The organism is Nitrosospira sp. Nl5, assembly GCF_900102495.1.
GTDB lineage: Bacteria > Pseudomonadota > Gammaproteobacteria > Burkholderiales > Nitrosomonadaceae > Nitrosospira.
Window position 1 is genome coordinate 150,878 of sequence record NZ_FMVQ01000003.1, and the last position, 12,077, is coordinate 162,954.

At 54.6% G+C, this 12,077-nt stretch carries 11 protein-coding genes; 5 read left to right on the forward strand and 6 right to left on the reverse strand.

Translation table 11 applies throughout. From position 1 onward, the window contains the following. Positions 1–94: 94 nt before the first annotated feature. From BLP45_RS04715 to BLP45_RS04725, 3 genes are all read left to right on the forward strand, one after another. Positions 95–709 (forward strand): SPOR domain-containing protein, encoded by a 615-nt coding sequence (locus BLP45_RS04715; protein ID WP_090370309.1) that lies wholly within the window; start codon positions 95–97, stop codon positions 707–709. Positions 710–768: 59 nt separating this feature from the next. Beyond that, positions 769–1,413 (forward strand): thiol:disulfide interchange protein DsbA/DsbL, encoded by a 645-nt coding sequence (locus BLP45_RS04720; RefSeq protein ID WP_090370311.1) that lies wholly within the window; start codon positions 769–771, stop codon positions 1,411–1,413. A 157-nt stretch (positions 1,414–1,570) separates the two neighbouring features. Further along, positions 1,571–2,323, forward strand: a complete 753-nt coding sequence (locus tag BLP45_RS04725) for an SDR family oxidoreductase (protein WP_176754670.1) — start codon at positions 1,571–1,573, stop codon at positions 2,321–2,323. 120 nt (positions 2,324–2,443) lie between these two features. On the opposite strand, the gene BLP45_RS04730 is transcribed toward BLP45_RS04725, so the two are convergent. The 3 genes from BLP45_RS04730 to BLP45_RS04740 are packed head-to-tail and all read right to left on the reverse strand — an operon-like array spanning position 2,444 to position 6,618. Next, entirely contained in the window at positions 2,444–3,676 is a 1,233-nt protein-coding gene (locus BLP45_RS04730) for a multifunctional CCA addition/repair protein (protein ID WP_090370313.1), read from the reverse strand. 30 nt (positions 3,677–3,706) lie between these two features. Then, the gene (locus BLP45_RS04735; RefSeq protein ID WP_090370315.1) at positions 3,707–4,645 is read right to left on the reverse strand and encodes a complex I NDUFA9 subunit family protein; all 939 of its coding nucleotides are present in this window, start codon (positions 4,643–4,645) and stop codon (positions 3,707–3,709) included. Beyond that, positions 4,642–6,618: a lytic transglycosylase domain-containing protein gene (locus BLP45_RS04740; RefSeq protein WP_090370317.1), complete on the reverse strand. Its 1,977-nt coding sequence runs from the start codon at positions 6,616–6,618 to the stop codon at positions 4,642–4,644. The genes BLP45_RS04735 and BLP45_RS04740 overlap by 4 nt, the downstream gene beginning before the upstream one ends. 109 nt (positions 6,619–6,727) lie before the next feature. On the opposite strand from BLP45_RS04740, the gene BLP45_RS04745 reads away from it, so the two are divergent. Beyond that, the gene (locus tag BLP45_RS04745; RefSeq protein WP_090370319.1) at positions 6,728–8,092 is read left to right on the forward strand and encodes an NAD-dependent succinate-semialdehyde dehydrogenase; all 1,365 of its coding nucleotides are present in this window, start codon (positions 6,728–6,730) and stop codon (positions 8,090–8,092) included. Between the two features lie 11 nt (positions 8,093–8,103). Here the strand turns inward: BLP45_RS04745 and gdhA are convergent, their stop codons facing one another. Both gdhA and BLP45_RS14885 read right to left on the reverse strand, forming a co-directional pair. Continuing rightward, complete coding sequence (gene gdhA, locus BLP45_RS04750) at positions 8,104–9,447, reverse strand: NADP-specific glutamate dehydrogenase (protein ID WP_090370321.1); 1,344 nt, start codon at positions 9,445–9,447, stop codon at positions 8,104–8,106. Positions 9,448–9,893: 446 nt separating this feature from the next. Beyond that, entirely contained in the window at positions 9,894–10,019 is a 126-nt protein-coding gene (locus tag BLP45_RS14885) for a hypothetical protein (protein ID WP_256327684.1), read from the reverse strand. Between the two features lie 38 nt (positions 10,020–10,057). Here BLP45_RS14885 and BLP45_RS04755 point away from each other — a divergent pair, with 38 nt between their 5' ends. Then, the gene (locus BLP45_RS04755) at positions 10,058–11,275 is read left to right on the forward strand and encodes a murein transglycosylase A (RefSeq protein ID WP_090370323.1); all 1,218 of its coding nucleotides are present in this window, start codon (positions 10,058–10,060) and stop codon (positions 11,273–11,275) included. Positions 11,276–11,315: 40 nt separating this feature from the next. Here BLP45_RS04755 and BLP45_RS04760 read toward each other — a convergent pair whose 3' ends face one another. Further along, positions 11,316–12,029: a DsbC family protein gene (locus BLP45_RS04760; RefSeq protein ID WP_090370324.1), complete on the reverse strand. Its 714-nt coding sequence runs from the start codon at positions 12,027–12,029 to the stop codon at positions 11,316–11,318. Positions 12,030–12,077 lie beyond the last annotated feature (48 nt).

The following is a 12,077-nucleotide window of genomic DNA, read 5'->3' on the forward strand; positions in this document are numbered from 1 at the left end:
TCAAGTGATGCAAAAAGTCATTGCAGTCGTGGTTGCAGCCAAGGAATGAACGGAAAATGAGCGGTCAATTGCCGGATTTAGGATAATGTCTTCAATGAGCCGAGATTACAAAACCCGCCCCAGCTCTCCAGCCTCGGGCATCATTGGAAATCCCCTCCTTTTGGGGCTATTTATCGGCTATGCGCTAGGCCTTCTAAGCGCCATCGGCATGTGGATGTATATTAACCAAGCACCCAGTCCGTTCATCTCCCAGGATAAGCTCGCGGCCGGCGCGGCGGCAAAAGGCGCACTCGGCCAGAATGGCCAAACTCAAAAAAAGATAGAAAACTCCGGTATGGAAGATAAATCGGCCAAGGCCGCCGACGGCAAGCCCCGTTTTGAGTTTTATAAAATACTGCCCGGCGCGGAGGAACCCGTGACGGAACAGCAAATCAAACAAGCGGCAAAGCAGCCATCGTCCAACGACAAATATTTTCTCCAGGCGGGGTCCTTCCAGAATGCGGACGACGCGGATAATTTGAAAGCGAAACTCGCCATGCTCGGCGTGGAGGCGTCGGTTCAAGCCGCCGACTTGTCAGATAAGGGTACTTGGCACAGAGTGCGTGTCGGGCCTTTCACTAAAATTGACGACATCAATCAGGTTCGCGCTTCCTTGCAGCAAAATGGCGTGCCGAGCAGTCTCATCAAAGTCCATGACGAAGCGCGGTAAGACCATTTGATCCCGCAGTCGGCCGGCTAAATGCATCCAATTTATCTCAAGGAGAAAAAATGAATCCAATGCGTTTATTTGTGGCTCTTTTGCTGATCGGCATAAGTCTCGCCGGTATTTCCGGCGCTCGCGCCGAAATCGTTGAAGGGCGCGATTACACTGTCCTGCCTCACCCCCGGCCAACAGATAGCGGCAAAAACATCGAAGTTCTTGAATTCTTCTGGTATGGCTGTCCCCATTGCTACGATTTGCATCCCCACATCAAATCCTGGCTGAAGACAATGCCCAAGGATGTGAGCTTTCGTTATGTTCCCGCCATCTTTCGCAGCAACTGGGTTCCCGGCGCAAAAGTCTTTTATGCACTGGAGGCCCTTGCGGAAAGGGATAAACTGCATGACAAGGTCTACGACGCTATTCATCTGGACAAGATCGATTTGACCAAGGACGAGGTTTTGTTCGACTGGATCGCAAAGCAGGGGATAGACCGGCAAAAATTCATTGATGCCTATAACTCTTTCTCGGTTCAGAACCAGGTATCCCGGTCCACCCAAATGTCCAAGGACTATCACCTGTCGGGCGTTCCAGCACTGGTGGTGGATGGCAAATACGTGACCAGCGGAAAAATGGGCGGTACGCCTCATGACACCATTAAAGTTCTGGGTGAACTGATTGAGAAAGCACGCAAGGAGAGGGCGGCAAAATAGCGCCGCGCTTTTCGGGCCGCCCGCGCAATAATTTGAACAACTCTATTTGATGCCATTCAACCTGCATCCGACCTGTTGCATCAAATGGAGAAGGTCAAGGGGCAAAAGGTCCCTTTGGATCATGATGCCGCTAAAAAATGCATGATCGACTGCCGGAATCGGATTGAAAGTCATCATTAGCGGCGCATCCAGTGGCTTGGGCAGAGCGCTGGCGCAACACTACGCGGGCAAGGGCGCAACGCTCGGCTTGATTGCAAGACGCGAGGACTTGCTGGAAACCCTTGCGGCGGAATTATCGGCCACCTCGATCTATGCCGCCGATGTTCGCGATGCTTCCGCAATCCAGGCGGCTGCACAAGATTTTATGCACCGTTATGGCTGCCCCGATATCGTTATCGCCAATGCTGGGATTAGTCGTGGCACCCTCACCGAATACGCCGAAGATAGCGAAGTTTTCGAGGATATTCTTGCCACTAATGTCCTCGGCATGGTCAACCTCTTTCAACCCTTTGCTGCGGCGATGCGAACAGCCAGGCAAGGCAATCTGGTCGGTATCGCCAGTGTGGCTGGCTATCGCGGTCTACCCGGAGGGGGAGCGTACTCCGCCTCCAAAGCGGCCGCCATCAGTTATCTGGAAAGCCTGCGAGTGGAAATGCGCGGTAGCGGGGTATCCGTCATTACCGTTTGCCCCGGCTATATTGTCACGCCGATGACGGCAAATAATCCCTTTCGCATGCCCTTCATCCTGACGGCGGAAGCCGTTGCCGAAAAAATTGCTGGCGTCATTGAGCGCAAGAAACGATTCGCCGTGATTCCCTGGCAAATGGCAATCGTCGCGGCAATTCTGAAATTACTGCCCGATTTTATCTACGACCCGATATTCGCCAAGGCGCCGCGCAAGCCGCGATAGAAATCCTGAATCCAGCCTTGCAGAAACCTGAAAGAAGGGAGCCGGCAATTTGCATCCTCGTCTCACGCGCTGCCCCACAGCCCGTCGGCAAGGTTGTGTTTATTCAGAGTCTCCTTAAGCCTAAGCCAGCCGGGCTCTGATCTCGGCAATGCGCGCCTCGCTCACCCTGGCATTGATTGCACTGGGCAAGCGAGCGGGATCAGAAATAGTTCTGGTTAACTCGGCGGCAATCGCCCCCGCGTCCACGCTTCTGGCCGCGCTGTATGCCTCGCGCAGCCGCTCAGCCTGGGAGTAAGGCTTTTCGGCATAGCCAGGCCGTCCATGAAAATCGCATGCGCAAGCTTGCAAAAATTCTTCGAAGCGTTCCGGTTTGCGATAAGCATCCACGCTTTGCAGCATGTTTGCAATGGTTGCGGGCCGCAACTCCGCCGCTCGATGCACGTCGCCATGGTAGCGCGCGACCAGCAACGCCAGATCACGGGCCTCATTGGGGGCCTTGATGCGATCACATAAATCCCGCACCAGCTTGACACTGCGTGCTTCGTGACCGATATGTCGCGGCCATTCCTCCGGTGGCGTCGTGCCTTTGCCAAGATCGTGCGTAAGGGCGGCAAACCGTACCGGCAGGGAATGATTTTTGGACGCGGCGTGATCGATAACCATCATCACGTGTACCCCCGTATCGATCTCAGGATGATACTTTGCTGGCTGAGGTACGCCGAACAGGGCATTCACTTCAGGCATGATCCGAGTCAGGGCGCTGCACTCGCGGAGCGCGTAGAACATGCGCGAAGGCTTATGTTCCATTAAGCCGCGGGCGAACTCCTGCCATACCCGCTCGGGTACCAGCGCATCCACTTCACCGTTGTGCACCATCTCGCTCATCAACGCAAGGGTCTCCGGCGCGATGCGAAAACCGAAGCGGGCGGCAAAGCGAGCCGTTCGCAGCACTCGTACCGGGTCTTCGGTAAAGGCCGGACTGATATGGCGCAGCAGCCCTGCTTCGAGGTCAGCTACTCCGTCAAATGGATCAATGATGTTGCCGGCCTGGTCCTTGGCAATGGAGTTGATAGTCAGGTCGCGCCGCGCCAGGTCCTCCTGCAGCGTAACCTCAGGGGAGGCGAAAACCTCAAAGCCCTTGTATCCGCGTGAAACCTTACGCTCGGTTCGGGCGAGCGCGTATTGCTCCTGGCTCTGAGGGTGAAGGAAAACGGGAAAGTCTTTTCCTACCGGGCGATAACCTAGCCGTACCATCTCATCCGGAGAAGATCCGACGACGACGTAATCATGGTCGGTAACGGGTAGACCCAGAATCTCGTCGCGTACGGAACCTCCCACCAGATAGGTTTTCATGATTTGCGCCATTCCTTGAAGAGCGAATTTTTATCGCCCTGCGCGATGACGGTAGCGGTCGTACCGTTCGCGTGGCATACGATTCGCCAAATACAGCGGCGCCACCTCTTCCAGCGCGGTGGGGCGGATGCCCCAGACTTCCGCGAGCTTATTGGGGCCACCACACCCGCAGACGCTGTCTACTTTCATCGAATGATAGTTGTCCCGGGTCATGAGCTTGCCCGGTAGAAACTCCATCACCGACGCTTCAAGATAGGAGAGGCTGTTGTTGAGGCCGATGATCGCCGGGTTGTGGCCAGTAACTTGCCCCGCATATTCGACCAATTGCCGCAGACTGTAACATTCAGGGCCGCACAGATCGTACCGCTGGCCAAAAGTATGGGGAGCTGACAGGCTGGCCGCGAATGCACGCGCCACATCTTCGACGAACACCGGCTGGAATTTGGCATCGGGCGATGCCAGGAGCAGTACCGGAAGCCGTGCCAGCCTGGCAAACAGGCTAAGCGACGAGTCCCCCGGACCGAATATGACCGACGGCCTGAAGATAGTCGTCGTCAAGCCTGTCGTCATCACGATCTTTTCGCCTTCTCCCTTTGATCGCAAATAAGCGCTGGGCCGGTCGGCGCCAGCATTTAAGGCGCTCATATGCAATAGCCGGGTTATTCCATTGCGATTGCATGCAGCCACGATCTTGCGCGGCAGTTCCACGTGTACGGCGCTAAAATCGCCATGCAGAACGCCGACCAGATTGATGACCGCATCCATACCAACCAGCAACCGGTCAAGTTCTGCATCTTCGTGCACATTGGCCTCCACCACGTCCGCCGTCGGCAGGACGAGCAGTTCTTTTGCGCGCTCTCGGCGGCGGGTCGGGATTCGGATGCCGATTTCCTGCGTTGTCAGCAGGTTGGCGATATGCTTCCCCACAAATCCGCTGCCACCGATAATGCATACATTATCGATTTTCATGGGCCTTTATCTTCCTCTTCAGAAACGCTGATGACGGCTGATTTCGGCGCGACTATACCAAGGCGTTGCGTCAGGGTTTTTACCTGATGGCCGAAGGTGTTGGCGTAATACATGGAGTTGCTCATGACTTTTTTCACGTAGTCGCGGGTTTCGCTGAAAGGGATGGTTTCAGCGTAAATTGCGCCTTCCAGCGCCTTTTCGCCGCGCCATTGCCACGGTCGTCTCGGGCCGGCATTGTAGGCTGCGGAAGCCAGCAGCGGCTGGTTGTCGAGCAAAGTCAGAACGTGCTTGAGATAGTACGTCCCCAACATCAGATTGGTATTCACCTCGTTGGCCAGATTCTTGTGGTATTTCTGCATTCCGATCTTTTTCGCTACCCATTTTGCGGTGGCCGGCATCAGTTGCATCAAGCCCATTGCCCCGGCGCTGGATCTCGCATCGGCGATGAAGCGGCTTTCCTGCCGGATCAGGCCATATACCCAGGCCTCGTCGAGCTCCTGTTGTTTCAGGAGGTCACGCAGCGTATCGCGATGTGGCGCCAGGAAACGCAGGCTGAAATCATGCTGCAACACGGTTTTGTCGGCGGTATGGATGGCGCGGTCGTAGATTCCATGACGACGTGCGACTTCAGCGGTGGCGAGCAGGCGCTGGTCGTCGAAACCGCGTATTGCCCAGGCCCATTCGCGCGTGGCCTCGGTACGCAGATTGAGGCGATACAGGGCAAGCGCCCGTTGAATCCCAGGTAGCTTGCCGATTGCGGCAATTTCCTGCGCTGTGGCTTTATAGGGTTCAGCGGGGGTGCCGATTATTACCCCCATATCCTCTTCCGCCAGCTGACCGTAAAAATTGTGCTCGGTGCTCAGTGGGGCAAGAATAGCATTGGCTTCCGCAATTTTGCCTCCGGCTTTGAGCGCCCGTGCCTTCCAGTAACGCCATACGCCTGCCTGTTGTTCCGCGGCAGACATGGCTTCGATTGTATCCAATACCAACGTCCAGTTCCCGGTGCGCAGCGCGGCCCGGGTTTTCCAGCCGAGCTGCGCATCCGATAGCGGAACCGGGGCGCTGGTATCGGCCGCTTCCCTGAACCAATCCAGCGCGCGCGGATTAAGCCTGCGCGCCGCCTGATCCGCCAGGTGCACCATGAAATAGGAATGCTCTGTTTCGTTAAATCGCTCGCGTATTCTCGGCCAATAGGCATACGCTTGATCCGGACCGTTACGGAGCAGGCGCAACATTGCGAAGAGGGAAATTTCCCGATCGGCGCGAGTCTTGATCTCGTTCCGGTGTTTTTCCAGATAGCGTAGCGGATTGTCCGCAGCGGCGGTTAATTTGCGTTCATTGAGCGCCTCATTGGCCGGCAGATACTGATTGACGCGCTTTGCCACGCTCACGTTGCCCGCTTCGAGTGCCAGGCGCAGCCGCGTCCATACATCTTCCACCGTCAACTCTTCCGCAGTAATGAGCGCGTTGAACAGTGGCGTACAGCTTTCCGGCAGGTCCCGTCCGCTAAACCATAGCGGGCGGACTTCGTCGAACACGCTAAAATCGTTTGCAGCAAGTCGCTGTTCCAGTGGAGCAGCAAGGCGCTGTTGCAGAGAATAGCAAGTAATTTCGGTATCCCCGTTGACCAGTCCTGGATATGCCTCGGCAAACAGCGCCCATTGCTGTGCCTTGCCCAGAGTTTTTAGCCACTCACCATGCAGCCGATCGCCGAGAGGGCTATCCTGATAGCGGTAAAGAAATTTTTTGATTGCATCCGCACTCACAGTGATATTCTCCATCTGCGGACGCAACTGGTAGTAGGCCGCATAGGGTTCCAGCACATGCCCCCGCAGATTCTGCGCGTACGCCGCCACGCGGATGGCATTGCCCGTCTGGAATGCTTCCCTCATCGCGATAAAATCGTCGTCCTGGCCGGCCATCAGATTTCCAACGCAAACCGCAAAAAAAAGCCCCACCAAAAAATTTCTCATAACCTGCTATAAATAATAAATATGTGAAATGGAAAATTGAATGGGAAGCAGTTCCATCGATTTGCCGACTATCCTTCAACTTTGACGTCTATTGAAAGAATAGCACATCATGCCTTATATCAGCCTAAATCCCGCGACCAACAAGACTCTAAAGACATTTACCAGCTGGAATACTCATCAGCTCGCCGCAGTGCTGGAGCAAGCATACAACGCTCAGCAGGCCTGGGCGCAAATGGCATTTGCAAAACGCGCGGAGCGTATGAATCGTGCCGCCATACTGCTGCACGAGCGGGCCAATGAATATGCCGAGCTGATGGCTGTCGAGATGGGAAAGCCACTGCGCGAGGGTCGCGCCGAGGCGGAAAAATGTGCGCTTGCCTGTGATTATTATGCGGTACATGCCGAGCATTTCATGAAAATGGAGACGGTGCAGACCGATGCGGGCAAAAGCTATGTTTCGTATGATCCGATTGGTGTCGTGCTGGGCGTGATGCCCTGGAACTTTCCATTCTTTCAGGTGATCCGCTTTGCCGCACCCGCGTTGATGGCGGGTAATGCCTGTGTTCTGAAACATGCTTCCAACGTACCCCAATGCGCATTGGCGCTGGAGCAACTGTTCCGCGACGCCGAATTTCCTTCGTATCTCTTTACCGCGCTCATGATTGAAGCAGCCGATGTGGCTGACGCCATCGCCAGCCGTTACGTTCATGCGGTGACGCTTACCGGTTCGGAGAGCGCCGGACGCAAGGTCGCTTCGCATGCGGGTCAGCATTTGAAGAAATGTGTACTGGAGCTGGGCGGATCGGATGCATTTATTGTATTGAAGGATGCGGATCTGGAGCAAGCCGCCAGTATTGCGGTAAAGTCGCGGTTCCAGAATTGCGGGCAATCATGCATTGCGGCCAAGCGCATCATTCCCGTTGCGGAAATCGCCGACGAGTTCTTGTCACTATTTATTAAAAAAACGGCAGAGCTGAAAATGGGTAACCCATTGAGCGAAACGACCCAGCTCGGCCCCATGGCACGGCTTGATTTGCGGGAGGCGTTGCATCGGCAGGTCACCGATTCCATGGAGCAAGGTGCGCAAGCGATTCTTGGCTGCGAGCCGGTAGCGGGAGAGGGAGCGTTCTATCCCCCGTCGATACTCGGGCAGGTGACGGCGAAAACCCGGGCGTATCACGAAGAATTATTTGGGCCGGTGGCCGCCGTAATACGCGCTGCGGACGAAGAGGAGGCGGTTCATATTGCCAATGATACCCGTTTTGGTCTTGGTTCCAGCGTCTGGAGCCAGGACGCCGAGTATGCGGAGAAAATTGCGCAGCGAATTCAGGCCGGCTGCACTTTTATCAATGGTATGGTCAGATCTGATCCACGTCTGCCTTTTGGCGGCACCAAGGCTTCCGGCTTTGGCAGGGAGTTGTCTTATCATGGCATTCGAGAATTCGCCAATATTAAAACGGTCTGGATCCGGTAACTTCCGGGCGATCAGATTACCCCTTGACCGATCATTGCATCCGCCACCTTTACGAAGCCAGCGACATTAGCGCCATCAACATAGCTGACGCTGCCATCTTTGCGGCGGCCGTATTGCAGGCAGGATCTATGGATGGCCTGCATGATCTCAAGCAGTCTGGCATCCACTTCTTCCCGGGGCCAGGACAACCGCATGGCATTCTGGCTCATTTCCAAACCGGAGGTAGCTACCCCGCCCGCGTTACTGGCCTTGCCCGGCGCGAATAGCACCCTGTTGTGCTCGAAGCATTTCACGGCCTCCGCCGTGGAAGGCATATTCGCACCCTCGGCGACGCAGATCACGCCATTCTTGATCAGCGTTGCCGCATCCTCTTCATTCAGCTCGTTCTGCGTCGCGCATGGCAAAGCCACGTCTACGGGAACGTGCCATGGGCGCATACCCGGAATAAAAGTGGCTTTTGCGGTTTCGGCATAGCTGCTGATTCGATCATAACGAAGATTTTTGCATTCCATCAAATCATTCAGTTTCTCAGGAGTAAAACCTTCTTCATCAACCACGGTGCCGCTAGAGTCGGAAACCGTTATCACTTTAGCGCCGAGCGCCATCGCTTTTTCCACTGCGTACTGGGCAACGTTACCGGAGCCCGAGATGGAAACCCGCAGGCCATCCAGTGAGCGGCCGGAGCATTTGAGCATTTCCTCGGCGAAATATACCGTGCCATAACCGGTGGCCTCGGGACGGATCAGGGATCCGCCAAAACTCAGCCCCTTTCCGGTAAAAACACAATCGGCGCGATTAGACAGCTTTTTCATCATGCCGGCCATGAAGCCAACTTCCCGCCCGCCAACACCGATATCACCGGCCGGCACATCGATATCAGAGCCGATATGGCGGAACAATTCACACATGTAAGCCTGACAGAAACGCATCACCTCTCCGTTGCTTCGACCCTTGGGGTCGAAATTCGCACCGCCTTTACCGCCGCCCATTGGCAGCGTGGTTAAAGCATTCTTGAAAGTCTGCTCGAACGCCAGAAATTTGAGAATGGAAAGATTGACCGAGGGATGAAAACGCGTGCCGCCCTTGTAAGGACCAATGGATGAGCTGTGCTGTATCCTGTAACCGCGATTAACGTTCACCTCTCCGTGATCATCCACCCAGGACACCCGGAAAATAATGATTCGCTCCGCCTCGATAAGGCGATCCAGGATTCCGTGCTCGGCATAACGGGGGTGCTCGGTGATAAAAGGCCACAGGCTTTCCATGACTTCGGCGACCGCCTGGAGATATTCTGGCTGACCTGGATTATGCCCCGCTATGTAAGCGCAGAATTCTTGAAAGCTATGGTATTTCATTATGATCTCCCCTTAGTAACAAAACCATTCCAGCAAGATGTGCATTCTGCCAAATTATGTGCGGAACCGCACTGTATTTATCGCGGCGGGTATGAGCGAGCCGCTATTGGGCTGCATGCCGGGCGGGCGGTGAGCCATTGAAAGGATAGGGGGATAGTTTATCCGGAATGTATTTGAAACGTCTCCGATACCGGAATCTTTGCTGATGCAAGTAAATGGGCGATTAGCCATCGAATTCTTCTAGCAAAGATCAGGATAAGGCCAAAGAAAGCAAAACTGATAGGGCAATCATGTCCGTCGAATCAGGCAGGTCGGCCTGTCCAAGTCAGGAAACTTCCAATTGGCAACCGTGTCAGTGTAATTTGAGTTTAACTTCTCCGCTGAATTTTCCGACTTACGAAGTGCGCAAAACAGCAGCGGAACAATATGCGTCATGCTCCGGTACTTCAGTGGGACTCGTCATCCTTTTGTTCGTCATCTTTTTTACGCGGCCTGGTCCACCAGACGATGGTGATCAGTAGTGCCAGCGCTACGCCCGCTTCCAGCAGTAATATCCACATAGGATCAAGCATGATGTATATTTGTCAAACGCAACTTTAACCAAATCGCGATGAAAAACCAATTAAGTTTTCTTGCTGTCGCTTCATTGCTGTTACTCAGCGCCTGTTCGACGATGCAAATTGGTGCCCGCGTTGCCCCAGAAAAGCCTGCTGCCTCTATTCCGCCAGCTGTGCCATCTCCAATCGCCCTGCTTAGGCCGACCGACTGGGGCGCTCTTACGGGCTGGACGGACGATGATATTTTGCCAGCGTGGGATGCATTCCTTCGAAGCTGCGCTGTTTTAAAAAATCAGCCACTGTGGCAGGAAACCTGTGTTCAGGCTGATTCCCTGCGGGGGCAGGATGGCGCCATCCTGCGGCAATTTTTTGAGAGGCGTTTTGTTCCCCACCAGGTATTGAATTCCGACGGCGACGAGAATGGTCTGATTACCGGCTACTATGAACCGCTGCTGAAGGGCAGCCGTAAGCGATCCGGACGTTATCGCTATCCGCTTTATACCACGCCAGATGAGCTTTTAGTGGTCGATTTAAGCGAAGTGTATCCCGAGCTTAAAAACATGCGCCTGCGAGGACGTTTGCAAGGGCGCAAGGTAGTGCCTTATTACAGCCGTTCCGAGATAGAGAAGAATCCGGCACCATTACAGGGACGCGAGCTACTGTGGGTGGACGATGCAGTGGACTTATTCTTCCTGCAGATCCAGGGATCAGGCCGGGTGCAACTCGAGAACGGGGAGGTCGTGCGGGTCGGTTATTCTGAACAAAATGGGCATCCCTATAAATCCATCGGCAGATTGCTGGTGGAGCGTGGCGAGTTGCCGCTGGAGAAGGCGTCCATGCAGGGGATCAAGGCATGGGGACAGAGGAACCCCGGCAAGTTGAATGAATTGCTGCAACAGAATTCGAGCTTTGTTTTCTTTCGCGAGCTGCCGGCCGGGCTCCCTGGGCCATTGGGGGCGCTCGGCGTGCCTTTAACCGCGGGCAGAAGCCTAGCGGTTGACCCCCGCGCCATACCGCAAGGTGCGCCGGTGTTTCTTGCCACCACCTGGCCCAATACTGATAAGCAGCTTCATCGGCTGATGGTGGCCCAGGATACAGGCGGGGCGATCAAGGGCGGGGTGCGCGCCGATTTTTTCTGGGGCTTCGGCCAGGAGGCCGGTGATCAGGCGGGGAAGATGAAGCAAAGCGGTAAAATGTGGGTGTTAATGCCAAATGGCTATGTAAATGGCTATGTAGCGCCGACTCCGGTACCGCAAAAAACGTGCTGCTGAAGAATTTGATTCGCGGGATTCTCCATAAGCTTACAGATTGTCATTTTGCGGCCGTCCCGCCCAGTTTCTTTTCTATGGTTTCAGCGGGAATCATTCCGGGTACGATCGAGCCATCGGCAAAGATCAATGTCGGGGTACCCGTTATCCCGTGCTTCCGGCCCGCCTGAAGAAGGGTGTCGAGCGGCGTTTCGCAACTTTTTCCGGCCGGAGCGATATCCCTTAACATGAAATCGTCCCACGCCTTGAGCCGATCAGCGGAACACCATATCGCCGTGGCGGTCGCGACCGAACCGTTAAGCACTGGATAAAGCAGTGTGTAGACGGTCACATCGGAAACCTTTTTCAGTTCCTTTTCCAGACGCTTGCAATAGGGGCAGTTCGGATCGGAAAAGACTACCAGCCGGCGTTTTCCGTTACCTTTGATTGCTTTAATCGCAAGCTCCAATGGAAGGGAATCGATGCTTATCCGGCGGGCATCCTTGACCTGCTGCAAGCGCTCGCTAGTCAGACTTTGCCTGGTTTGTGGATCAACCACATGACCGAAAAAAAAGTACGTCGCCTTCTCGTCCGTATAAAACAGTTCGCCTCCCACTACAACTTCGTATAATCCCATGTAAGGGGTTTTTTTCAGGCTTTCAATTTCTTCCCCCGGAAAGTTTGCCGAGAGCGCTTTTTTTAAAGATGCCTCGTCAGCGCAAGCCGTGCCAAAAACGAAGCACAGTAATAAGGAAGGAAAAACGAGATTCAAGCGCATGACGTTCGCTCCGGTTCGAGTAAAAAATATTGCGGCGTTTAACTTTTT

What these genes read in the sequence shown, in the direction of transcription:
- BLP45_RS04715 (WP_090370309.1), top strand. Translation starts at nt 95, where the DNA reads ATGAGCCGAGATTACAAAACCCGCCCCAGCTCTCCAGCCTCGGGCATC.
- BLP45_RS04720 (WP_090370311.1), top strand. Translation starts at nt 769, where the DNA reads ATGAATCCAATGCGTTTATTTGTGGCTCTTTTGCTGATCGGCATAAGT.
- BLP45_RS04730 (WP_090370313.1), bottom strand. Translation starts at nt 3,676, where the DNA reads ATGAAAACCTATCTGGTGGGAGGTTCCGTACGCGACGAGATTCTGGGT.
- BLP45_RS04735 (WP_090370315.1), bottom strand. Translation starts at nt 4,645, where the DNA reads ATGAAAATCGATAATGTATGCATTATCGGTGGCAGCGGATTTGTGGGG.
- BLP45_RS04740 (WP_090370317.1), bottom strand. Translation starts at nt 6,618, where the DNA reads ATGAGAAATTTTTTGGTGGGGCTTTTTTTTGCGGTTTGCGTTGGAAAT.
- BLP45_RS04745 (WP_090370319.1), top strand. Translation starts at nt 6,728, where the DNA reads ATGCCTTATATCAGCCTAAATCCCGCGACCAACAAGACTCTAAAGACA.
- gdhA (WP_090370321.1), bottom strand. Translation starts at nt 9,447, where the DNA reads ATGAAATACCATAGCTTTCAAGAATTCTGCGCTTACATAGCGGGGCAT.
- BLP45_RS14885 (WP_256327684.1), bottom strand. Translation starts at nt 10,019, where the DNA reads ATGCTTGATCCTATGTGGATATTACTGCTGGAAGCGGGCGTAGCGCTG.
- BLP45_RS04755 (WP_090370323.1), top strand. Translation starts at nt 10,058, where the DNA reads ATGAAAAACCAATTAAGTTTTCTTGCTGTCGCTTCATTGCTGTTACTC.
- BLP45_RS04760 (WP_090370324.1), bottom strand. Translation starts at nt 12,029, where the DNA reads ATGCGCTTGAATCTCGTTTTTCCTTCCTTATTACTGTGCTTCGTTTTT.